Source organism: Pseudoalteromonas sp. J010, from assembly GCF_003934235.1.
Taxonomy (GTDB): domain Bacteria; phylum Pseudomonadota; class Gammaproteobacteria; order Enterobacterales; family Alteromonadaceae; genus Pseudoalteromonas; species Pseudoalteromonas peptidolytica.
Genome location: NZ_RDBW01000033.1, coordinates 1 through 21,897 on the forward strand (window position 1 = coordinate 1; position 21,897 = coordinate 21,897).

The 21,897-nt window shown below is 43.0% G+C and carries 28 protein-coding genes and 2 tRNA genes; 8 read left to right on the plus strand and 22 right to left on the minus strand.

Annotated features, from left to right (window positions below; genetic code table 11):
* Nucleotides 1-441 precede the first annotated feature (441 nt).
* Nucleotides 442-627: a hypothetical protein gene (locus tag EAG18_RS17095; RefSeq protein WP_125253577.1), complete on the plus strand. Its 186-nt coding sequence runs from the start codon at nt 442-444 to the stop codon at nt 625-627.
* 17 nt (nt 628-644) lie between these two features.
* Here EAG18_RS17095 and EAG18_RS17100 read toward each other — a convergent pair whose 3' ends face one another.
* From EAG18_RS17100 to EAG18_RS17120, 5 genes are all read right to left on the minus strand, one after another.
* Nucleotides 645-1,025 (minus strand): hypothetical protein, encoded by a 381-nt coding sequence (locus EAG18_RS17100; RefSeq protein WP_125253578.1) that lies wholly within the window; start codon nt 1,023-1,025, stop codon nt 645-647.
* A gap of 9 nt (nt 1,026-1,034) precedes the next feature.
* Nucleotides 1,035-1,535, minus strand: a complete 501-nt coding sequence (locus EAG18_RS17105; RefSeq protein ID WP_125253579.1) for a hypothetical protein — start codon at nt 1,533-1,535, stop codon at nt 1,035-1,037.
* A gap of 96 nt (nt 1,536-1,631) precedes the next feature.
* On the minus strand, nt 1,632-3,008 hold the full coding sequence (locus tag EAG18_RS17110; protein ID WP_125253580.1) for a class II fumarate hydratase: 1,377 nt from the start codon (nt 3,006-3,008) through the stop codon (nt 1,632-1,634).
* An 8-nt stretch (nt 3,009-3,016) separates the two neighbouring features.
* Nucleotides 3,017-3,427, minus strand: a complete 411-nt coding sequence (locus EAG18_RS17115) for a hypothetical protein (protein WP_125253581.1) — start codon at nt 3,425-3,427, stop codon at nt 3,017-3,019.
* A 110-nt stretch (nt 3,428-3,537) separates the two neighbouring features.
* The gene (locus EAG18_RS17120; RefSeq protein ID WP_125253582.1) at nt 3,538-3,720 is read right to left on the minus strand and encodes a hypothetical protein; all 183 of its coding nucleotides are present in this window, start codon (nt 3,718-3,720) and stop codon (nt 3,538-3,540) included.
* 166 nt (nt 3,721-3,886) lie between these two features.
* Between EAG18_RS17120 and EAG18_RS17125 the strand changes: the two genes are divergently transcribed.
* Nucleotides 3,887-4,477, plus strand: coding sequence for a DUF938 domain-containing protein (locus EAG18_RS17125; protein ID WP_125253583.1), 591 nt, complete (start codon nt 3,887-3,889; stop codon nt 4,475-4,477).
* On the opposite strand, the gene EAG18_RS17130 is transcribed toward EAG18_RS17125, so the two are convergent.
* From EAG18_RS17130 to EAG18_RS17140, 3 genes are all read right to left on the minus strand, one after another.
* Complete coding sequence (locus EAG18_RS17130) at nt 4,457-5,587, minus strand: GNAT family N-acetyltransferase (protein ID WP_125253584.1); 1,131 nt, start codon at nt 5,585-5,587, stop codon at nt 4,457-4,459. The two genes, EAG18_RS17125 and EAG18_RS17130, sit on opposite strands and share 21 nt — an antisense overlap.
* Nucleotides 5,580-6,854 carry an alpha/beta fold hydrolase gene (locus EAG18_RS17135; protein ID WP_125253585.1) on the minus strand — a complete coding sequence of 425 codons (1,275 nt, stop codon included), beginning with the start codon at nt 6,852-6,854 and terminating at the stop codon, nt 5,580-5,582. The genes EAG18_RS17130 and EAG18_RS17135 overlap by 8 nt, the downstream gene beginning before the upstream one ends.
* 63 nt (nt 6,855-6,917) lie before the next feature.
* On the minus strand, nt 6,918-7,385 hold the full coding sequence (locus EAG18_RS17140) for an Lrp/AsnC family transcriptional regulator (protein WP_125253586.1): 468 nt from the start codon (nt 7,383-7,385) through the stop codon (nt 6,918-6,920).
* A gap of 116 nt (nt 7,386-7,501) precedes the next feature.
* On the opposite strand from EAG18_RS17140, the gene EAG18_RS17145 reads away from it, so the two are divergent.
* Both EAG18_RS17145 and EAG18_RS17150 read left to right on the plus strand, forming a co-directional pair.
* The gene (locus tag EAG18_RS17145) at nt 7,502-8,689 is read left to right on the plus strand and encodes a monodechloroaminopyrrolnitrin synthase PrnB family protein (RefSeq protein ID WP_125253587.1); all 1,188 of its coding nucleotides are present in this window, start codon (nt 7,502-7,504) and stop codon (nt 8,687-8,689) included.
* Entirely contained in the window at nt 8,676-9,782 is a 1,107-nt protein-coding gene (locus tag EAG18_RS17150; RefSeq protein WP_125253588.1) for an aminotransferase class V-fold PLP-dependent enzyme, read from the plus strand. The genes EAG18_RS17145 and EAG18_RS17150 overlap by 14 nt, the downstream gene beginning before the upstream one ends.
* Here EAG18_RS17150 and EAG18_RS17155 read toward each other — a convergent pair.
* The 4 genes from EAG18_RS17155 to EAG18_RS22210 form a co-directional block, all read right to left on the minus strand.
* A complete protein-coding gene (locus tag EAG18_RS17155) occupies nt 9,779-10,528 on the minus strand; it encodes an MBL fold metallo-hydrolase (protein ID WP_125253589.1) in 750 nt (249 codons plus the stop codon). The genes EAG18_RS17150 and EAG18_RS17155 overlap by 4 nt on opposite strands.
* Nucleotides 10,529-10,655: 127 nt before the next feature.
* Nucleotides 10,656-10,748, minus strand: a tRNA-Ser gene (locus EAG18_RS17160).
* 18 nt (nt 10,749-10,766) lie between these two features.
* A tRNA-Ser gene (locus EAG18_RS17165) sits at nt 10,767-10,857 on the minus strand.
* Between the two features lie 223 nt (nt 10,858-11,080).
* Complete coding sequence (locus EAG18_RS22210; RefSeq protein ID WP_170178652.1) at nt 11,081-11,227, minus strand: hypothetical protein; 147 nt, start codon at nt 11,225-11,227, stop codon at nt 11,081-11,083.
* 285 nt (nt 11,228-11,512) lie between these two features.
* Between EAG18_RS22210 and EAG18_RS17170 the strand changes: the two genes are divergently transcribed.
* On the plus strand, nt 11,513-12,355 hold the full coding sequence (locus tag EAG18_RS17170) for a YegS/Rv2252/BmrU family lipid kinase (protein WP_125253590.1): 843 nt from the start codon (nt 11,513-11,515) through the stop codon (nt 12,353-12,355).
* Nucleotides 12,356-12,396: 41 nt separating this feature from the next.
* Here EAG18_RS17170 and EAG18_RS17175 read toward each other — a convergent pair whose 3' ends face one another.
* Nucleotides 12,397-13,311 (minus strand): DMT family transporter, encoded by a 915-nt coding sequence (locus EAG18_RS17175; RefSeq protein ID WP_125253591.1) that lies wholly within the window; start codon nt 13,309-13,311, stop codon nt 12,397-12,399.
* Nucleotides 13,312-13,419: 108 nt separating this feature from the next.
* Between EAG18_RS17175 and EAG18_RS17180 the strand changes: the two genes are divergently transcribed.
* Nucleotides 13,420-14,895, plus strand: coding sequence for a PLP-dependent aminotransferase family protein (locus EAG18_RS17180; protein WP_125253592.1), 1,476 nt, complete (start codon nt 13,420-13,422; stop codon nt 14,893-14,895).
* On the opposite strand, the gene EAG18_RS17185 is transcribed toward EAG18_RS17180, so the two are convergent.
* Entirely contained in the window at nt 14,888-15,673 is a 786-nt protein-coding gene (locus tag EAG18_RS17185) for a DUF2884 family protein (protein WP_125253593.1), read from the minus strand. The genes EAG18_RS17180 and EAG18_RS17185 overlap by 8 nt on opposite strands.
* A 287-nt stretch (nt 15,674-15,960) precedes the next feature.
* Between EAG18_RS17185 and EAG18_RS17190 the strand changes: the two genes are divergently transcribed.
* On the plus strand, nt 15,961-16,146 hold the full coding sequence (locus tag EAG18_RS17190) for a hypothetical protein (RefSeq protein WP_010604204.1): 186 nt from the start codon (nt 15,961-15,963) through the stop codon (nt 16,144-16,146).
* Nucleotides 16,147-16,298: 152 nt separating this feature from the next.
* Here the strand turns inward: EAG18_RS17190 and EAG18_RS17195 are convergent, their stop codons facing one another.
* The 3 genes from EAG18_RS17195 to EAG18_RS17205 form a co-directional block, all read right to left on the minus strand.
* The gene (locus EAG18_RS17195) at nt 16,299-16,751 is read right to left on the minus strand and encodes a cytochrome c (RefSeq protein WP_185745613.1); all 453 of its coding nucleotides are present in this window, start codon (nt 16,749-16,751) and stop codon (nt 16,299-16,301) included.
* 87 nt (nt 16,752-16,838) lie between these two features.
* Nucleotides 16,839-17,303 carry a DUF2721 domain-containing protein gene (locus EAG18_RS17200; protein WP_125253595.1) on the minus strand — a complete coding sequence of 155 codons (465 nt, stop codon included), beginning with the start codon at nt 17,301-17,303 and terminating at the stop codon, nt 16,839-16,841.
* A gap of 12 nt (nt 17,304-17,315) precedes the next feature.
* Nucleotides 17,316-17,822: a thioredoxin-like domain-containing protein gene (locus tag EAG18_RS17205; protein ID WP_125253596.1), complete on the minus strand. Its 507-nt coding sequence runs from the start codon at nt 17,820-17,822 to the stop codon at nt 17,316-17,318.
* A 120-nt stretch (nt 17,823-17,942) separates the two neighbouring features.
* On the opposite strand from EAG18_RS17205, the gene EAG18_RS17210 reads away from it, so the two are divergent.
* Nucleotides 17,943-18,371 carry a YqaA family protein gene (locus tag EAG18_RS17210; RefSeq protein WP_125253637.1) on the plus strand — a complete coding sequence of 143 codons (429 nt, stop codon included), beginning with the start codon at nt 17,943-17,945 and terminating at the stop codon, nt 18,369-18,371.
* A 21-nt stretch (nt 18,372-18,392) separates the two neighbouring features.
* Here EAG18_RS17210 and folX read toward each other — a convergent pair whose 3' ends face one another.
* The 5 genes from folX to EAG18_RS17235 form a co-directional block, all read right to left on the minus strand.
* A complete protein-coding gene (gene folX, locus EAG18_RS17215) occupies nt 18,393-18,761 on the minus strand; it encodes a dihydroneopterin triphosphate 2'-epimerase (protein WP_125253597.1) in 369 nt (122 codons plus the stop codon).
* A 7-nt stretch (nt 18,762-18,768) separates the two neighbouring features.
* A complete protein-coding gene (folE, locus tag EAG18_RS17220; RefSeq protein ID WP_125253598.1) occupies nt 18,769-19,323 on the minus strand; it encodes a GTP cyclohydrolase I FolE in 555 nt (184 codons plus the stop codon).
* A 6-nt stretch (nt 19,324-19,329) separates the two neighbouring features.
* Complete coding sequence (gene folM, locus EAG18_RS17225) at nt 19,330-20,046, minus strand: dihydromonapterin reductase (RefSeq protein WP_125253599.1); 717 nt, start codon at nt 20,044-20,046, stop codon at nt 19,330-19,332.
* A 226-nt stretch (nt 20,047-20,272) separates the two neighbouring features.
* Nucleotides 20,273-21,121 (minus strand): ammonia-dependent NAD(+) synthetase, encoded by an 849-nt coding sequence (nadE, locus tag EAG18_RS17230; protein WP_125253600.1) that lies wholly within the window; start codon nt 21,119-21,121, stop codon nt 20,273-20,275.
* A 61-nt stretch (nt 21,122-21,182) separates the two neighbouring features.
* Nucleotides 21,183-21,812, minus strand: a complete 630-nt coding sequence (locus EAG18_RS17235) for a DUF480 domain-containing protein (RefSeq protein WP_125253601.1) — start codon at nt 21,810-21,812, stop codon at nt 21,183-21,185.
* Nucleotides 21,813-21,897 lie beyond the last annotated feature (85 nt).

Genomic DNA, 21,897 nt, shown 5'->3' on the forward strand with positions numbered 1-21,897 from the left:
ACTGGTAGGAGGCGGTTTACCCGCCGAGCTGTTGGGTCTATCAAACAAAAAGAATAAAACAGTCTACTTTGTAACATCGCGAGGTAAACTCGCTCCCACCACGACATCAACAAAGTACTGCACTGGTAGGAGGCGGTTTACCCGCCGAGCTGTTGGGTCTCTCAAACAAAAAGAATAAAACAGTCTACTCTGTAACATCGCGATAAAACAGTCTACTCTGTAACATCGCGAGGTAAATTCGCTCCCACCACAACATCAACAAAGTGCTGGACTGGGAAGAGGTATTTTACCCGCCGAGCTGTGCATCTGTACGGCGTAAGAAATAGTAGGCTGTTCTTATTGTATTTTTGCTGGTGTGATCAACTATTCGGTTTTATGTAATAAGGGCTACATGGAAGGGCTAATTAACGATATGATTGACTAAAAACAGAGGGACTTAGTGTGTCATTTCATTTAATTGCGCTATTAGTTATATTTGCACTGTTTGGTACTTCAGCCACTTACCTAATTCGTTTTATGTACAGCTACTGGGTGAAAAAGCGGCTCGAAGTAAAGTACATTATCAATGCAAGTATTTGTGGGCTTTTAGTCATGCTTGTTTCTGTGATCAGTGAACTTGCACGATGATTTAAGTACTTGTCAGTTTAAAGTGGTACTGCTTGGCAAGTGTTGGCAATACATAGTGTTTGCACTGGCATCACTGGCTCACAACTCATCGCTGGTGCTTTTTCTTCGTTATCCAGCTTTTCTTGTCTGGTAATATTGGCGACGACTTTTTCAATTTCTTGTTCATTGGTATGTTTGGTCGAATAAATTATATATTCTCTTGGACCCCCACATGTCAATCGCTCACCTATACCAACCACTTTACATTGGTAGCTTGCATCACACTCAATACTAGCTCTGATATCTGAGAGCGTATATTGGCTATCTAGGCTACTTGTTACACTAGTTGATGTCATTTCACAGCCAGGTAGCACTATAAGGAGTGCACTGATGCAAGTGAGAGAGATAGCTAACTTCATTAATTGCCTCTAGTATGCAGAATGGTTCTTTTGGAGTTTAACACATTTATTTTCAACGCATTGTGTTGCCGGTTCAATTAAATGCTGACAGATACTCATCATTTGATTTTGCTTATTAAAAGCACGCTCAAGCTTTGTGATTTGATCCGCTAACTGCATTACTTGTTTTTCATTCGCAGACTTTGTTGAATACACCAAATAAGAAGAAGGGCCGCCGCAGGCTCGAGCGCCAACTGCGATCACTTTGCATTGTGTATTAGTATCGCAATTTTTGTCAGCACTTACGTCTTCTAGTGATTGTTTGTAGGCGGCAATATCTGAGCTATCTAGTTTTTGGCTGTCTACTTGGATGGCTAAGTTTGTCTCTTTGGGTTTTTTATCTTCAGCTTGTAGCCCGCTCTGCGGCTGTGCGTTAGCGGTATTTTGCGTTGTTACATCTTTTTTAATTGCTTCTCCCTGGCAGCCAAATAATAAAAATGTAACCAGTAAGGTGGGGATCATTTTGTTCATTATATGCTCTCCTCATGTTTGCTAATTAAACTACGCAAGTCCTTGAGGAATAGCAAGCTCAACAGCCTGTATCCTTACAGGCTGAAAAGGATTTATTTATAAACCGCCTTTGGTAAGTTTGTTCGGATCAAGTAATGACTTGAGCTCAGCTTCACTCAGATCGGTTTGCTCCGCAGCCACCTCGATGATAGGGCGGCCTTCTTTGTATGCTAGTTTGGCTATTTGTGCTGCTTTTTCATACCCGATCACAGGGTTTAGTGCAGTCACAAGGATCGGATTTTTTGCCAGAGCTTTTTGAATATTTACTTCATTAACTGTGAAGCTGGCAACGGCTTTATCAGCTAGAAGTCGTGCTGTGTTTGAGAGAATTTCGATACTCTGTAATACATTCAATGCAATCACTGGCAGCATCACATTTAGCTCAAAGTTACCAGATTGCCCAGCAACACTTATTGTGGCGTCATTACCTATCACTTGAGCACTGGCCATTGCTGCTGCTTCTGGAATAACGGGGTTTACTTTTCCTGGCATAATGGAAGAGCCGGGTTGGAGCGCCTCAAGCTCAATTTCACCTAATCCAGCGAGGGGACCAGAATTCATCCAGCGTAAATCGTTAGCGATTTTCATTTGCGCCACGGCAAAAGTTTTAAGTTGTCCAGAAAGTCCCACAATCGCGTCTTGTGAACCGATATGGTAAAAAAAGTTACTGCCTTGGCTAAATCGGATCCCGATGTTAGTGCTCAGGTTTTGGCTAAATAATTTCGCGAACTGTGGATCGGCATTAATACCTGTGCCTACCGCCGTTCCACCTTGACCTAACTCGTACACTTTTTCTAATGAATGAACAATTCCCTGACAAGCGTTATCTACTTGCGCTTGCCAGCCACTTAATGCCTGTGCGAATGTCACAGGCATTGCGTCCATTAGATGAGTTCGGCCGGTTTTGACATGATGACCGACTTGTTCTGCTTTTTGTTCAATACTACGAGATAAGTGTTTTAGTGCGGGTAATAGGTCATATACAGCAGTAATTGCACTACTGACATGAATGGCTGTTGGTATCACATCATTCGAGCTTTGACCCATATTAACATCGTCATTAGGGTGTACAGTCAGTCCGCTAAGTTGTGAGGCTAATGTGGCTATCACCTCATTGGCATTCATATTTGAACTGGTGCCAGAACCAGTCTGAAAGACATCAACTGGGAATTGATCTAAGTGTTTGCCATCAATTAGCTGTTGGCAGGCAGTCACTATTGCTTTTGCTTTGTCACTTGGTAGATGGCCAAGGGATTGGTTGGTTTCAGCTGCAGCTTGTTTGATGTAGGCCAGCGCTTTGATAAAGCTACTTGGCATGGTGATACCACTAATAGGAAAGTTGTTTACTGCACGCTGTGTTTGCGCCTTGTAGAGCGCATGCTCTGGAACATCTAGTGTTCCCATACTATCGGATTCTTGACGAAAAGTAGTCATCGTTGCTCCTAATAAAAAGGGTTAAACTGCTGGCAGGTTTGGCACGCATCTCGCTGGAGCTTAAGAAATTGCTGCGACGAAGTATGGTGATGTTTATAAAACCGTTTTAATGCCAGCAAAGGCTTGAATAATTGATCCATACATTGCTTACGTATGGCTGTATCAACGAGAGGATCGGCAATCTGCTCTAATAGCTCAGATAATGTATTTCTGAGATAAAACTCTTGCAGCAGCGGGTTATTGTGGCGCTCATACCATTTAGCCATGTCTATTCCTGCTGAGATATATTCAGCAACTAAGAGCGGGGCCTCTAGTTGTGGCCGCTGGCAGTGGCGATTAAGCTTCGCACGGTAAGTCTGTAATAAAGTAGCAAGCTGCATAGATACAAAACCAAACGATGTAATGATAACAATTATCATTACATCGTTTGGTTAGCAATTCAAGCTTTTGTATTTACCCTACCAAACTTGAGTTTGGTATTCAGCATAGCAGCTCACTATGAGTCTGAAATGAATTTAAAAAGTGAGTGTTAATTATAACCAAGGAGATACTGCTGTTCGGAATGTTCTTTTTCTTGCTCTTCAAGCTGCATAAGATTAGCGACTTCTTGCCGATAGGCGCGGCTTTTGGTGAACGCGTTTTTTCGCTGCTTCAGGACAAGTCCTTCGCTTTTTAGTTGGCTAGGCATTTGGGTGATCTCTGAAATTTTCATGCTCGCTTCTCCTCTTAGTACTCTTTAAACTTAGCAGAAGTCGTACCAAAATAAATTTCTTTCTGAGTTTTAATCATTTAGTGAAACTTTGGGCTATTTACCTTGCAATTAATATAAAAGCTTGCCTCAATGAGGCGCATAATTTGATCAAAATAGTGCAAACGAGATGACAAAACCTTACTCTCAAGCGTGTGAAAACAATAAACATCCGATTTTAGAAAAGCTTACTCCTTATCTAAGCAAGCCTTTGGAAGTCCTAGAGATAGGCTCTGGTACGGGTCAGCATGCAGTGCACTTTGCTGCGGCATTACCGCATTTAATATGGCAAACAGCAGATAGAGAGGTCAATCACGCTGGTATTTATGCGTGGCTGGATGACGCAGAGCTTGAAAATGTTTTACCGCCATTGGCGCTAGACTTACACCATGGGTGGCCTATTAATCAGCGTTATGATGTGATTTATACCGCTAATACCTTGCACATTGTGTCATCGACCCTCGTGGAACGTTTAATCACTGGAGTAGGACAACACCTTAAAGAAAGCGGCTACCTGATAGTTTATGGGCCGTTTAATTATCAAGGCGAATTTACCAGCGAAAGTAATCGAGAGTTTGATGCCTATCTAAAGTCGCAAGACCAGGATAGTGGTATTCGCGATCAAGAATGGGTATTGGCGCTTGCTAAAGAGCAAGGACTTACACTACAGCAAGACTATGCGATGCCGGCTAATAATCGCTTATTGGTGTTTAAACGGTAGCTTTGCTTGGCACTCGATAAAGTAATGCTCGAGTGCATCAGCTTCGCGCTTGGTAAAATCTTCAAGCGCCTGCTGAAAGTCAGGTTGAAATAAGCGGTGATACGATTGTCTCCACACCGGCTCAAAGCCCCTCACCAGCTTATGCTCACCCTGAGCACCGGCATCAAAGACTGCAAGTTGGTTAGCAATGGCGTACTCTATACCTTGATAGTAACACAGCTCAAAATGCAAAAAGTCGTAACTATCCTCAATCGCGCCCCAATAGCGACCATACAAGGTGTCACCATCCACAAGGTATAAACTAGTGGCAATAATGTCGTGGTTTAAATAGGCACAGCAAAGGCGAAACTTATCTGGCATTGAGGTGATAACTTGCTGGAAAAAGTCGCGCGAGAGATAGCCTTGGTGTCGTGAGCGTTTAAGGTAGGTAAGTTGGTAGCTGAGAAAAAAGGCATCGAGCTGTGCTGCGCTTATTTCTTTGCCATCAATCCAACTGATATTAATACCTTGGGCAGTCACGGCTTGGCGCTCTTTTGTGACCATTTTACGCTTTCTTGATGTGAGTTGCGCGAGAAAATCTTCGAACCCTGCGTAACCTTTATTGTGCCAATGGAATTGTACATTGCGGCGCATCGTTAAATGACTTTGAGCGAGTAAGTCGCTTTGTTGACAAAAATTAATATGGACGCCACTAATACCCAGTGGAGCGAGGCTCGTGAGCGTCGCGTTAATATATTCAAGTAGATCAGCAGAGGGTGCTTTAGTTAAGATCCTTGGTCCCTGCGTGGGCGTAAAGGGGACGCCACACAGCCATTTAGGATAATAATCTACTCCATGACGCTCGTAGGCTTCAGCAAAAGCCCAATCAAAAACGTACTCGCCATAAGAGTGCGATTTAATATAACCTGGCAAAATCGCAATTAACTCACCTTGGCGTTCAATCATTAGATGATGAGGTATCCAGCCCGTTTCTTTACTGGTGCAGCCGCTTAACTCTAATGCAAGCAGCCACTCGTAACTTGTAAATACATGTGGTGGTGAAACACGTTCCCACTGCGCTTCTGTCACTTCTGTCAGAGAATGAATAAATCTGTGTTGGTACTCAGTCATTGTGGCCGTCAAAAAATGCGAGCAGTGCTTGCTCAAAGTTGCTGTAATCAGGGTTAAATGTGATCCGTGCCAAAGGTTTGTGTTGCTTCATGTTTTCTTCGTGACGCTCACCAAAATAGATAGTTTTACCAGTGCGGCAGTTAACGAAGGCTTGGTCTTTTAAGTGGTAACTGGTGCAGTTACGATAAGGGCCTTTTTGGCCATAAAAAATATGATCAGTTGGCTGTAAAATACCAATATGAGACATATCGACAATGTTGTCGGCTCTCACGCTCCGATAATTCACACCCAGCTTAGTCGATGGCGTTTCCGAGTAGATAAATTGGGTCAATGCTGACTTAGGTTGCCACTTTTCGAGTAACTTTGCCGTTGCATGATTGTCTATGGTGGTATCAACATCGCTATAGCTGATAAACATCGGTACATTTGGCAAAGTAGAGAGTGATTTGAGTGGTGCCATAGCCTGATGGGCCAACGTTGCGCCATGCCACGGGAAAGATTCATATTTGGCGAAATCCAAATCAGCGTCTTCATCTATCCAATTGACAAATGGCACGTAATCAATCCATTTGGCGAGCCAACCATTCTTATTATGTGGCTCTGTAGCGGGAGAGATCAGTGCAACAGCTTCTAAATTATTGGGCTTATGCTTCGCTATGCTACTAAGCATCAAAGCGGCACCTGTAGAATAGCCAAGTACGGAAAAATGCGTAAAATCTTTGCTCGTCTGTGAAATGGCATAATCTGTATGTGCTTGCCAATCGTCGATATCGACTTCGGTTAAATCACTCGCTGCGGTGGCGTGACCTGGCAATAACATGGTTCTGACATTGTATCCTGCTTCATAGAGCGCTGCTGCGAGATAGTGAAAAGTAAAAGGAGAGTCAGTTAGCCCATGGATAAGCAGCACAGCCTTATCTTTGTTGTCATGGTCAAGTGTAAATGGCGCAATCAGATCACTTACCTTCGGGTTTGTAAGATTCAGCAATCTTGCTGTCGGTGTCATTAACGGGCATGGTAGTGCGGCGCGAGGATTGCGATTTTCAATAACTGTTTTGGTCGAGCGAATATAATCGTCAAAGCTAGTTATATTCGTTATATCAATAGTGACAGGACCTTTATCAATTGCTTCACGAAATAACCCTGATGCTTTGCTTTTGGTGAATAGCGACATATCACTTACTTGGGATGTGCAATCTTGGGCAATGGCCAAAGGTGAAACAAGCAAGCTACAAGCTAGTACTGTGGAGGTGAAGTAGTGACGCATATTCAATCCTTTTAAGCTATAGGTTTGAAGCAGTATAGCGAGATCACGTGACAATAAAAACGCTCAACGGATCGGTAATATGCGTTTTGCAAAAGTTTGCTTTAGGACAATCGTTGATTCAATCCCGCTAATGACCTTACAGGCGCCCAGTTGATGTTTGGCAAATTGCTCATAACTAGGTAAATCCTTTGCTACGATTTCCAATAAATAATCATAACTGCCAGAGATCACAGAACAGCTGATCACCTGATCTTCAGATTCTACGTGTTGTTCAAATAACTGGGCAGCAGCTGCGGTATTTTCACTGAGTTTTATAAACGCATAAACCAAGATACTCAAATTAACTTGCGTTCTATCTAGTGCAGCATGATAACCAGAAATCACCCCTGTCTCTTGTAACCGCTTTACGCGTCGTAGACAAGGGGTATCAGAAAGGTTGGCTTTTTCAGCGAGTGAGGCATTACTCAAACGGGCATTATGTTGTAAAGCGGCCAGGAGCAGTTTGTCCTTAGCATCAAGATTTTCTGACATAAGCGAAATAAAAGAGTGATTATTGCTAATCAGTATTAAACTTTTAGAGAAAATTGGCAAATTATGCTCTTGGTGATTTGTTAGCCTTAATAATGGAATAATCACGAGAAGTAATCATGAGTTCATTAGCCGTACAATTTGATGCTTGGATCAGAGGGCAGTTTGTTGACATAAACGATAAGCTTGAGCACCTTTACTGGCAGCAACAAGATAAAGCGAACGTTGAAGGCGTTGGCGAAGCACTAAAAATACAGTTACAAGAAGAAGGTAATCGACTGATCCAAGCCTTATTGGAGGAAGGCAATACCGATGAAGGATTTGATCAAGCTTTTGATTTATTAGGCAATGTTGGGCTTTTTATGGCCGCATGTCGGCGTCATGAAATTACCGAACCAAGTCGCGAACACGTTTCGCCATTAAAACAAGCTTCTGCACTTGCTATGCACATTGGTGCCTCTTTGGGGGTTACACCAAGGTTTGCTACCGCACATCTCACTACCCATAATCGCGCAGTGAATGGGGTATATAAACGCTTTACTTCACACCCCGCAGAGCGCTTATTTATTGACTATAATACTCAGGCTATTCTTGCCTATAAACGAGCGTCCGAATCGCTAATGAAGGTACATCATTTAGGCATTTCTCATCCCATGTCATTGGTGCTACTCAAACAAGTTAAGCAAGCGCTGCTTGAAGTAATAGAGTCTAATCGAGCATTGTTTAATGCCTTAGACGCTGAAGCGTTCTTCTATGTGGTGCGCCCTTACTACAAACCATACCGAGTTGGTAAAGAAGTCTATCGTGGCGCTAACGCTGGAGATTTTGCGGGTATCAATGTTATCGATATGATGTTGGGATTGTGTCCAGCTAATGATATTAGTTATGGTCAAATGCTGGTGGAAAAATTCTTATTTATGATGCCTGAAGATCAAGCTACATTACGAGAGTGTATGCGTACACCTAATCTTATGGATGCTTTTTTGGCAGCATTGAATACACCAAAGCGTGAGTGGTTTGCGCCTGCTGCTAATTTGTTTGTGCAAGTATGTAAACTCCATGGCGATACAGCTATTCAGCATCATAATCAACTGGTAGAAAAGTATATTGCCAAACCTTCGCAGGCGATGCAGCAACAGCATTTGAGTAAGGTGACAGCCAGTGGTCCACCTTTAGAAGTCCTATTGCAGCAGCTTGCGGACTTGCGCGATCGTAGGGCGGCGGCTAACCGCGACGATATCTTTACACGATACAATGACTTGAAACGACTGCGTGAGGCGCTAGGAGAACAGAATGACAACCTTTAAAGATGATTTTCACTTAGCGCCTGGCCATTATTTATTAAGTCACTCAGTTGGTCGTATGTTGAAATCAGCCGAGGCTGATTTTCAACAGAAGTTTATTATGCCATGGCAGCAGCAGAATCAAGAACCTTGGCAGCAATGGCTCGATGGTATCGAGCGATTTACCAGTGCACTGGCTGAATTGCTGAGCTCAGAAGCTAGGCTATTTTGTCCACAAACCAATTTGTCTAGCGGCTTAACAAAGTGGGCGATGAGCTTGCCTGAGAGTGGTATTCGCAAAGTTCGTGTATTGATGAGTGAACAAGATTTCCCGAGCATGGGATTTGCGCTACAAAATGCGTTGGATAATGTCGAGATTGTGTATATTCCAGAGTCATTTGATATGTATGATCTTGCGGTATGGCAGCAATATATCGATGAGCAAATTGATTGGGTTTTTGTGAGCCATGTATACTCCAATAGTGGCCAGCAGGCACCGGTGGCTGAAATTATTCAATATGCAAAACAACAGGGTTGTCGCACCATTATTGATATCGCTCAGTCACTTTGTGTGCTGCCTATAAACTTAAATAAGTGGGATGCTGATTGTGTCGTAGGATCTTGTGTTAAATGGAGTTGTGCAGGTCCCGGGGCTGGTTTTATGTGGGTGAATAAAAGTATCCTACCTTATTGCGAACCAAAAGATGTTGGCTGGTTTTCTCATCAAAACCCATTCGAGTTTAATATCCATCATTTTGAACCTAATGAGAGTGCGCTACGCTTTTGGGGAGGCACACCAAGCGTTGCGCCATATATCTATGCAGGTCATAGCCTGAATTATTTTGTAAACGTAGGTATTAACACGGTGCGTGAACACAACGTTACCTTGTTGGCAAAACTCCAAAAGGCATTACCTGAATTTTATTACTCTCCGACAGATCAGAGTATGTGTTCTGGAACCGCTATTCTAGATTTTGGGCCATATCATGAACAAGTCAGATCGCGTCTTAAGCAAGCCAACATTGCAGTTGATAATAGACGTTACGGTATCCGTGTTTCACCTCACATTTATAACGATCAGGCAGATATTGAGGCGCTGCTTCATGTTGTTAATTAGCGACCGAGACCCAAAGCGCGCTTTGTTTTCTTTTTCACAGAGCGCCAATGGGTCATTGGTTGTTTAGGCGCATTTGCGATTAACGCATCGAAATCAATGTCGCTTGCAGGCACTTCTCCTTGATGTGCCAATATCAAGGAGTGAGGCTGCAATGCTTTTACTTTGGCTAGCGACAATCGATATAATCGAGGATAGAAGACTGGAAAGGGTGCAACAAACTGCCCTTTTACCTTGACGGTCAAATCTGCAACATACATACGCCCGCTAGGTTGATGTAGTAAGCTAATGTCTCTGTCGGTATGGCCAGGGGTATGAATAGCTTGCCACTGCTCGAAATAAGGCAGCTTATCACCATCGGCCAAGAAAAAGTCTGGTGCAAGGCGTCTTGGGTACCACAGGTTACGTTTCGCTTTACGCTTTCTTCCTGCAACCCATAGAGCCAACGCCATATCAGAAAGGTGCATCATGACACCATCGATACCACGATACCACTGACTGGGTGCATTTGCCGTCGCTATTTTAGCACCCGTGAGTTTTCTGAGTTTGTGCGCACCACCGGCATGATCTGGGTGCATATGTGTGACGACAATAAGTTTGAGTGCACTAAGAGGTTTTTGTAGTTGCTGAATAAAATGACAGACCACGTCAACATCGGCACGACAGCAACCATCAAGTAACAGTAGCTCTGAGCCGTGCTCAACCAAATAAATATGTTGAATATAACCTTCTAAGGTATGGATTTTCATTAGTCACACTCATATCCTAATCAGATATCAACATAGCATAGGTTAAAGACATCTGACCAGTTGTCATGTGAACGTGATAAATCTCAGGCATAAAAAAACCGCAATTAAGCGGTTTTCTTATAAGTCATGGCGGAGGGGGAGGGATTCGAACCCTCGATAGGGCTACAAACCCTATACTCCCTTAGCAGGGGAGCGCCTTCAGCCACTCGGCCACCTCTCCGGCGCAATACTTTAAAAATGGCGGAGAGATAGGGATTTGAACCCTAGATACGCTATTAACGTATGCCGGTTTTCAAGACCGGTGCTTTCAACCACTCAGCCATCTCTCCATGGGCAAAGATAATACTTAGCGATTTAAGCGCTGTAAACCATTTTTAAACTGTTTGCTTAAAAAATGTTCTAAAAATAGGTTTTTTTTAAAATTGTGCCAGAAATTAGCGGTTTGACAGGGAGGTTTTATCAAAAGTACTGGTTGAAGTGATGCTTTTGTGGTCTATTTAAACAAATGCTGACGAGAGCATGGCGGGTTGGGACGCCATGCTCTGTGCAGACTTACTTATACATAATCACGTCTTTTAACGCTAAGTGTTGACCACAGACTGCGAGCCACTTCGTCAAATTGAGTCGACGTTGTTTCGTTGCTTGCGTTTGGTTAAGCGTGTTTTGTGATGGGCTGCAAGGCGCAGCTGAATTAAGCATGTCTGGCTCCTAATTAAACTATGGTTGAAAACAAGGCTATTTTGCACGCAATTTGTTTAAATTTAAAACGATAAAAATTACTGTTTTCGGATAAAAATAACTAATGTATTTTGTGTTTTTTCCTGTTTGTAAAATTGTGATTTTGCATATTTATGCGAGTGGGTATTTACCTTGTGTTTGATTAACTTCAATTAAATCATTTGTTTGGTTTTCTTTGTTTGGTGAGCCAATTGTTTTATTGGTTGTTTATTCATATAAGTTGATTTTTTGTATTTGAGAGGCTTTATGCTGGTGGTGGTTAACCCTTTATCGGGTGCTGAGGGAGATGCGCAGATCGCATGGTTAAAGCAACAATTAAAACAACAGCAGATAACGGCAACTTGGTTTAATACCACCGGCAACTTTGTATCAGACAGAGATGCAATAGTAAAAGCGACGACGACAGGGACGACAGTAGTAGTAATTGGTGGAGATGGCACCTTACACTTAGTTGCCAACGCCATCGCTCGGCGTAATAATCCACTCGCCTTGCTTCCTGCTGGCACGGGTAATGATTTTGCACGGCAGTTTAACTACTCCAAAGCACAGTGGCGAGCTGCCGTATTTTCAGATCAAGTTACCAATATTGACTTGGGTAAAGTAGATAGCCGCTGGTTTGTTAATGTTGCAGGCGTTGGGTTTAACGCGCATGTAATGAATAATTTGGGGCAAAAGAAGCGCTTGGGAAAGCTTAGCTATACCTATGCGGGATTAATTTCGCTATTTAGTGCAAAATCAATCTGCTATCACAGTAAAACATGGCCTGAGCACGGTATGATGCTGTTGCTCGCCAATGGTAAACACTTTGGTGCAGGGCTAACTCCTGCGCCTATGGCCAGCTTGAATGATGGGCAATTGGAGCTGCTGTGGTTTACACCGAAAACACATTGGCAGCGGGTGGTCGTATTTGCCAGTATGTTGCTTAAGCGCCATATTGGCGCGAAAAATGTGCATCACGACCGTATTACCGAACTTTGTATAGCACAAGCGGGATATGATATTGAGGCCGATGGTGAGATTGTTGGGCGCACACCAGCAACCATCACATGTTGCCGCCAAGCGTTGAGCATAAAAAAAGCGCCATCATAAAATGGCGCTAAAAAGTAAGAAGCCAAAGTATTGGTAAAACCTCAACTTCTAACTGGGGACCGAATGGACAACCATGTGTAAATGCGATCCAAAGGAGTTAATACAATTGCATTGCCAAGGATGACCAAAATAAATCCAATGAACGTATTTTGTTGCCATTCAAAGCCTTCAAACAAAGTGCTCAACGCTACAGCAACAAACGGAAATAACACAATTAAATAACTGGCTTTCTCTGGACCAATATTCTTGAGCAAAGAGAAATAACAACCAAAAGCAATGACGGTGCCAAATACACTAAGATAAATAAGTGACCACCAATAAGATGCAGGAGCTTGGTTGATAAATTGATGCTCACTGAAGGCCACATAAGTGGCCAGCATGATGGCGCTATATAGCATACCCCAAGCATTTCCTGCCATTACATCAATTTGCTGGTTTGAGTTACGCACGCTCACCATATTGCCAAGTGACGCGACTACTGTTCCCGATAGAGCTAATAATAACCCCATGAAGGCATCGCTTTGCAAATCAAATGCGACCAAATCGTGCCAAAATAAGCTGACTATACCAAGCGTGCCGAGCGACGCACCAAAGTAAATACGTTTGGCAATTGGCTTGGCAAAAAACAGCTTTGTATTAATGATATTGACGACTAGCAATAAAGAAAATGCAATCGAAGCCATTGCCGAATTTAAATGTGCTTGAGCCCAATACAGAAATAAATAGTTAGCACCAAAGTTACACAGAGCGAGTAAAATAAAAAAGCCATGATCGCGGCGGCAAAAGCGCATCGGCACCCGTTTGTAAAAAACAAATACCCACATACAGATCGCCGCAAGACCAAAACGGTAAAATAGCGATACAAACTCATTAACGTTGCCTAGCTGATACTCGATGGCCAGCCAAGTTGAGCCCCATATCAACACGGTAATAGTATAGAGAAACAGATTTTTCATGATCGGCTCTAAATTAAAACAACAGTAGATGTGCGTAGTGTACGCTGCTATTCTGTATAAGCTATATACAGAATTTGTTATTTTAAACCTATACAGATTATTTTATTTATGAGTACAGTGATCGAGCGTCAGCAATCCGCTTTTTTATATCAACAAGTAATCCAAATGATTTTATTAATGGCGGAGCAAGCGTCTATTTTGCCGGGAGAAAAACTGCCATCACTTCGCGCAATGGCGCAAAATCTGAATGTCAGTATTCCAACAGTTAAGCAGGCCTACCAAACACTAGAGGCGCAAGGAAAGGTCATCGCGAAAGAAAAGTCAGGTTATTTCTTATGTGAAGATCCTCCTGTAAAACATTCACCGAAACGCGCAAGATTGCCAGCCAACCCTGTCGTTGTGAATAAACAAGCATTGATTGAGCAGGTGTACTGTGGCATTCATCAATCGCACGCTGTGCCACTGGGGATTGCAAATCCAATTGCGATCGCAGGTACGGAGCAGGTGCTTGCAAAAATAATGCGCCGAGTGATGAAAGAAGCTGGCAGCGAGTTGATTAATTATGGTCCGATGGATGGTTTAGATAGTTTAAAAAAACAAATAATACGGCGTTATTTGGATATGGGGCTGGCAGTTAGCATGGATGAGCTGGTTATTACTAATGGTGCTCAAGAGGCGCTGGCAATTGCGCTACAGGCGGTAACACACCCCGGTGATGTCATCGCTATCGAGTCGCCATGCTATTTCGGCATTGTTGAGCTAGTAGAAAACTTAGGGCTGAAAGCAATTGAAATACCAGTGTGCCCTGACGATGGTATTTGGCTTGATGATTTAGAGAAAGCTTTGGATAAACATGATATTCGTGCTTGCGTCTTTTCTACCAGTATAAGTAACCCGCTGGGAAGTTATATGCCAGATGTTCGACGCGCGCAATTAGTGGAGTTACTGGAGCAGCGAGAGGTGGTGCTGATAGAGGATGATGTATATGGCGATCTCTACTTTACCGAACAGCGTGGTATACCTGCGCAGGCTTACAGTAAAAAGGGGTTAGTGATCACCTGTGCTTCTTTTTCAAAAACGGCAGCACCAAGCTACCGAGTTGGCTGGATGGTAGCGTCGCAATTTAGTGCAAAAGCGAAGCGTATCAAACGCGCATTGAGTTGTTCATCCTCTTTGATGAACCAATGGGCTTTAGCGGATTTTCTCAGCTCAGGAGGATACGAGCGCCACTTAAAGCTCGTTCGCAAACGGCTCATTGAAAATCGCGATCGCATGATCCTTGCGGTAAATTTTGCATTTGGGGATGAGGTTCGTGTTAGTCGCCCCAAAGGTGGGTGCGTGCTGTGGCTAGATTTGGGTAAGCAAGTAGATGGCGCTGTTTTATTCCAGCAAGCGTTAGCAGCAGGTATTAGCATTACACCTGGCACGCTTTTTAGCGCGAGTAAAAAATATCAAAACTGTATTCGTATAAGCTATGGCTTACCATGGTCAGATGAATTGGAACAAGCCATTGTGACATTGGGTAAACTGGCTGAAATACAAAGAAAAAGGGGGGATCTGACCCCCTTTAGTGGTATTACTTAAATTTAAATAACTGATAGGCGGACATCTCAGGAATAGCGTTTGCAACAATGGCTTCGTGATGGGCTATCTGCTCAAACTCACCACATAAGCTGTCGGCTTTTTGCTCGATGGCTTTTGCTTGTTGTGTCACTTTGGTCTCTATTTGTGTCGCAAAGTCTTCCATACGTTGCTCAAAAGCACTCATATCACCATTTGAGTTTGACATTTCAGTGCCAATCGTCACAAGTAAGCTGCCGATTGATTGCATCATCGCCCCTTTGATAACGGTTTCTACTTTTTCATTAAATTGCTCATCAAAGTTACTACCAAAGTCATCGAAGGTTTGTTTGCCCATGACGAATGCACCTTGTTGGTAAAATGTGTCGTGCACTTGGGTTTCAAAATCGTTTATCACTGCATGAATATCATCGAGATTGGTAAGGTTGAATGTTGTGGCAACCTCGTTGAGCGCAACTCCTGCTAGTTTGATGCCCTCAAAGGCGATATTGGCAACTTGGGGCAGTCGACCCCTTAATTGTTCACTATATTGCGTTAGCATCGCTTGTTGTTGTTGATTGAGGGGTATAGTGTCGCCATTGAGCGTAAGGGTTCCTTGACTGGTGATCTCTGCTGTTGCATGGCTTGTTGTGGTGATAACTAAATTATCCGGTGTGATACGAACGTCATTTTGAAACTCGACTTCACAATTTTCATCGTTAAAGGTAACGGTATGCTGTTCATGCGCTGCAATTGTGGTGCTCATCATTGTTGCGGCGGTTAGTAAGATAATTTTATTCATGGTCAATCCTTATTGGCTCAGTGACAAATATGACATTACAAAAAAGGTGCCAATTAATAAGTTTAATATAATCAAAGTGTTGCGATTTTTAGGTGTGGAATGAAGTGTTTAAAAAATAATGGGATTGACTAAAATTTAGCTATTCTTATCACTTTCTACAATCCGATAAAAATTTTTTATTGTGAAGACAAAAAAGTCTCACTTTTCAGAATGCAAATTTAACGCTAAATAGTGATCTTGAGAGACGGTTCTCATTTTATTAATGACTATATTATTTGGAGTAAGTTGTGGGTAAGACATTCTCTTACGATGCGCTTGATGATGATTTTGCTGATGATGAATTTGAAAAGTTGGGTCGTAACCAACATGATAAGCAAAAACGTAAAGTCAAAAGAAAGCTAGACGACTACTTAGAGCAAAAACGCCTACGTAGAAATCTAGGCGACGATGATTTCGACTATATTGACGATTGATATTGTACGTCTATCACGAATAAAGTTGTGAATACTATTATCGCTAGATAATAGGGTGGTTGGATGACGTAAGGCCAGAGGTATAAAGGCCTGAAACGGATTACACACCAGCTCACAGACCTCATAAGCAGCCGCATACGCGGCTGTTTTGTTTAGTCTTTGAATGACTGGTGACAGTCTTTGCAGCCCTTCGCCCAGTCTTTAAATGCTGAAGCGATGATCTTCTTATCACCTGATTCTGCAGCTACCGCTAATGCTTGTGCGTATTCGGCAAACTTTTTGGCTTTGCCATCAAACTCAGCACGGTCTGACCAAATGGCCGGTAGTGCGTCAGTGCTTCCTTTATCTGAACCTTCGATAAAAGCTTCCCATGGCATTTTTGATAATTGTGCAGCATTTTGTGCGCGTTGCTTAAATGCTTCAGCATCGAAAGGTACTTTGCCCTTTAACATGTCCCCCATGTTACCGATTTGGAAGCGGATCAGCTGGAAAGATGCTTGACGGTATTGAATGGCATCTTCCGCAGATTCAAACATGGTGTTCGCCTGTGCGGTTGCCGCAAGGCAGCTTAATAGTGTGACGGTAAGTAGTTTCTTCATAGTCATAAACCCCTAATTATTTTCCCTATTGTCAGTGTAACTTTTAAATACAAGCAAACAATTGCGATGAATGTCATCGATAATTTACCGATGTTAGCTCTCAATATCTTTGAATATCATACCTCGACGCATGCTACGGGTAGCAAGAAAAATTTCTGCTAGCAAGGAAACAAATGCACCAATCAGTAAAACCATTGCAGCGATAAAGCAAGCTGACAGCGTAATGCCAAGTGGCATACTGTACAAGTGTGACATGAACAGGAGCATAACCACGGCACAAACTAAAAGTGCACTAAGGACGCTCATACTAAATGCGATATGAATAAAGCGAGAGCGCTTTAATAAAGCTCGCATTTCACGACAAAAGTGCATTTTTAGCTCTTCGTCTTGTGTGCTATTGATTTTTCTATCTAGCAAGCGCGCTCTGTCAGTAATTCTCGCTAACCGATTTGACAGTACCCCTAAGGTCGCTGCAATCCCTGTTATTAAAAACACCGGTGCCACAGCGGTTTGAATCACTTTTGCCATGGTAAGAATGCTAACAACATCAGGCGTCATGGTAGTACCTCATTAATTCCAGCGAAGTTTTGATAATGTGTTTGGCTGCTCACCAATAAGTGTCTGTAATACGTTATTTTGCTCATCGAGTAATATTAACCTGGGTATCCCTTTATTTGCATAGCTGTTGTAAATCGTACGGTTAGGATCAGCGACAAAGTGGATAGGTAGTGCTTGGGTATCATTGAACTGTTTCAGTGTAGTCTGATTTTGCTCGCGGCCAATGGCAATAATCGTTAAATTTGACATGTTGAGTAATGAAGACGCTTGCAACTCGTCCAATAGCCGCTGTGAGTCAGAACACCAAGTTGCAAATAATATCACCAGTTTTTTGTGCTCAGCTTCAAATGCGACTTTGTTATCGTTAATATCGGTTAGGTTTAGATGTTTAAAGCGCTCGCCCACTTGAATATAGGTTTGATACCCAGATGCAATCGGTGCTTCATGAGACGTGCTGCATCCGTTTAGCCCGGTTGTGAGCAAAGTAGCAAGCAGCAAGGGTTTTATTATTGTTTTCATGCTTTGTCCTATGAGCGTGTGAGTATTTTTGAAGTATGGCGTGTATTTAAGTATATTGCCCCACTTGGATAATTTCTTAAAGCCTAATTGCTAACGCAGATTGGTATCACCTTCGTCACTATGATTTATCTTTCGTTATTTGGACTTGCGTTTATTGCTGCTACCTTACTTCCTGCCTCCTCTGAGCTAGCACTCAGCGGCTTGGTGACACAACAACAAGGTGAGTTGCTGTGGTTATGGGTTGCGGCAACAACTGGTAATTTGCTTGGGAGCTGTGTGAATTATTATTTAGGGTGGTTTATCGTCAAGTGGCGAGATAGACGGTGGTTTCCAATTTCTCAAAAGCAGTATGATAGCGCATGTGCCCACTTTAACCGCTATGGTAAGTTTTCATTGTTATTTGCGTGGCTGCCTATTGTTGGCGATCCGTTGACCGTGGTGGCAGGTTCTTTAAGAACGTCATTTACTTGGTTCTTTTTATTAGTGGCGCTTGGAAAAGGAGTACGCTATGCGCTCGTGATATTCCTTGCCTTACAGGTGATGTCATAAGGCAAGGAAGGACAACGTTATTTACAGCTTATTTCGATGCCAATCGAGAGTCAAAGAAACCGAGTCTGCAAATCTGAGTGCATGAGGCTTATCCACAGTTACTTTTGCATAAGTAACATCTTCGTGACGATGGCACTCAGACAGAATGTCGGCAACCAACTTTTCAAGTAACAAAAAATGCCCTTCTTCAACCACGGAGATAACCGCTTTAGTCACGGTTTTATAGTTCAGCGCGTGGGTGACATTATCGTGGTCTAAGCATGCCGTATCCGCCGGATAGTGGATCTCAAGGTTGATAACGACATCTTGCTTTTTTTCTCGCTCTTCAGGGTTAAAGCCAATAAAAGTGCGAAGTCTTAGATTTGTTACTTTAATGATGGCATTGGACATACAGTACTTATCCTTTCACTAACTGCAAAAACTCGTTACGTGTTTTAGGGTCGCTTCTAAAGTTACCAAGCATAACCGAGGTGCGCATGCTGGAGTTTTGCTTTTCTACGCCACGCATCATCATGCACATGTGTTTAGCTTCAACAATGACACCGACCCCTTTGGCGCCTGTTACTTCTTCCACAGCTTTGGCAATTTGGTGGGTAAGTTGCTCTTGGATTTGAAAGCGTCGTGCAAACATGTCAACAATACGTGCAAACTTTGATAATCCAAGTACTTTGCCATTTGGAATATAAGCAATATGACAACGCCCCACAAAAGGCAGAAGGTGGTGTTCACACATGGAGTACAGTTCAATATCTTGGATCAGTACCATGTCATCTGCATCTGAGGTAAACACAGCATTATTGGTGATTTCATCCAATGTTTGTCGGTAACCTTGAGTCAGATACTCCATTGCCTTTGCTGCTCGTTTGGGGGTATCTAGTAATCCCTCTCGACCCGTATCTTCGCCAACGGCTGCTATGATTGATTTATAACTCTGTTGTAATTCGTCTTGCATAATGCGCTACCTCAAATGACGACCGCCGTCGATTTGTATCGTACGACCCGTCATGTAATTACTATTTAAGATCATTTCAACGCTGTTAATGACTTCTTTGCTCCCAGGCTCTATTCCCATGATAGACTTTTTCAATGTTTTTGCTTTGTATTGTTCACTATCATCTTGGTTAAAGATAATCAGTGAAGGTGCAATGCTATTAACTTTGACCTTAGGTGCAAATTTGGCGGCAAATGATCGCGTTAGATTATCTAGTGCTGCTTTGCTTGCGGCATAAGCAATATGTTTTGGGCTACCTTTTTCTACTACGTAATCAGTAATGTGGATCACATCACCAATGGCATCGTCGGCAGCCAATAACTCGCCTAATGCTTGATTAATCAAATAGGGTACTTTTGCATGTATTCGCATCATGTTGTCAAACAGGGTTGCGTAGTCAGGGTTATTGGCTTCACAATCCCAACTTGATGCGTTGTGAATAATGGCGCGTAGTGTGTTTGTGCGTGAGCGAATGTCCGTGGTCAGTTTGGTAATTGTATCTGGCTCATCAAAATCAGCATGAATACAAGTGACGCCTTGTGTCTCTAACTCATCGATCACTTGGTGCCTGGTTCTATAGGTTAATATGACAGGCTGTTGGCGCGCGATAAAATGATGCACCATAGCAAGTCCAATGCGCTGGGCGCCGCCAGTTATTAAGATAGGTGCAGCTGCTTGGCTCATAAATCAGTCACCTTGAGAGGTTAAGTAAAGTAATGGCTGTGGTGCAATGCAAGCACTGCACCGTCAGAAATTGAGTTATAATACCAATTTGACTTAATACTTGCTCAATTTGAAGGAGTAAACCTGACGCTAACAGCGTTAAAAATTTCTCATTTAGAACAACTAAATAGCAAAATTTTTGCCTCGTTATCGACAAGGTTTTCTCGCCTCAAAATAGACCACTTAATTAAGCAAATTGGTATAACTCGTCGTAAACCGTTGGGATAGGTTGGCGTTTATGCTGTGTTCGCTGATAAATGGTAATGAGCTTTTCACTCACTTCATCACTGATAGGTTTGCCCTCAAGGAAGTCATCTATATCGTCATAACTCAAGCCCAATGCCTCTTCATCAGCAAGACCTGGGCGATCACACTCAAGATCAGCCGTTGGCGTTTTGTTTACTAGACCAGTTGGAGCGCCTAGGTATGCGGCTAACGAGCGAACTTGACGTTTCGATAGACCAAACAGCGGGGCGAGATCACATGCTCCGTCACCAAATTTAGTGTAAAAGCCGGTGATATTCTCTGCGCTATGGTCAGTACCAACAACTAGGCCACGAGTAAGGCCGGCAATTTCATATTGCGCAACCATGCGCTGGCGTGCTTTGACATTGCCTTTGATAAAATCGACGCTGGTTTGAGATGGTAGAGTGAGCGCACTTCCTGCCATTGCGCCCAACGCTTGCTCGTGCATAGCGTCGGCACCAGGTTTAATATTCACGGTTAAGCGCTGGCTCGGCTGAATAAAATCAAGTGCAAGTTGAGCTTCATCTTCATCTGCTTGGATACCATAAGGTAGGCGCATAGCGATAAATTGATAAGCACCCGTTTCATGCTCTGCGTTAAGTTCATTAATGGCTAACTGGCATAAGCGTCCGCAGGTTGAAGAGTCGACACCGCCACTGATCCCAAGTACGAGAGTGAAGCAGCCAGAGGCTTGTAACCGCGCTTTCAAAAAAGCGATCCGTCGTTTAACTTCAAATTCTGGGTCAATAACAGGCTGAACTTTCATTTCAGCCATGATTGCTTCACGCATACTGGTTCCTCAATACTTTCAGGGGCTATAAGCTTATATTATGTTGTGATGAGCGTGTTTTTTAAAGTCCTAAATGCTGTTTGATTGTAGCCAGCTCTTGTTTTAGCTGCTCTATCTCAGCCATTAAGCTCTCAAGCTCTGTCTGGCTTTGTACTGCTGGCTCTGAATCGCTGGCGATGGCGCTGGTTTGTTCTGCTTGATCGCCGAATAAATGTTGGTACCTACTCTCTCGCTTACCGGGTTCTCTAGCAAGTTTCATAACGTGTTCGTTTTGCTGCATAGTGGCAAGTGTGGACTCAACCTCTTGGACCGATGAAAATTCGGCTAAGCGATTACTACGAGTTCTCAATTCGCCAGGTGTTTGCGCGCCTCGCAACAGTAACAAGCAAACAATGGCCTTTTGCTTAGCGTCTACTTTCAAGTGGCCAAAGTCACTGTTACAAAAGCGTTGGCTATACTTATCTACGCGACCAGATAATGCCTCGTCACAGGTGATCAGGCGTTTCTCTTGCAAGCGCTTAAGGGTGTCTAAAACTTGATGTTGAGAAAGTTCCATCACCGGATCACGGTTGGACTTTTGGTTACATGCGTTGGTAAGGCCGTTAAGAGACATGGGATATTGTTCAGGAGTTGTGACTTGCTTTTCAATCAAACTACCTAGTACACGTTGTTCATGAGCATCGAGTTGCATCGCTTTCCTTATTATCATTGTGGTTGCTAGCATCGCCTTGGTAAGGATTAATATAACGCTAATCAATCAGGYAGCAAAGTAGGTG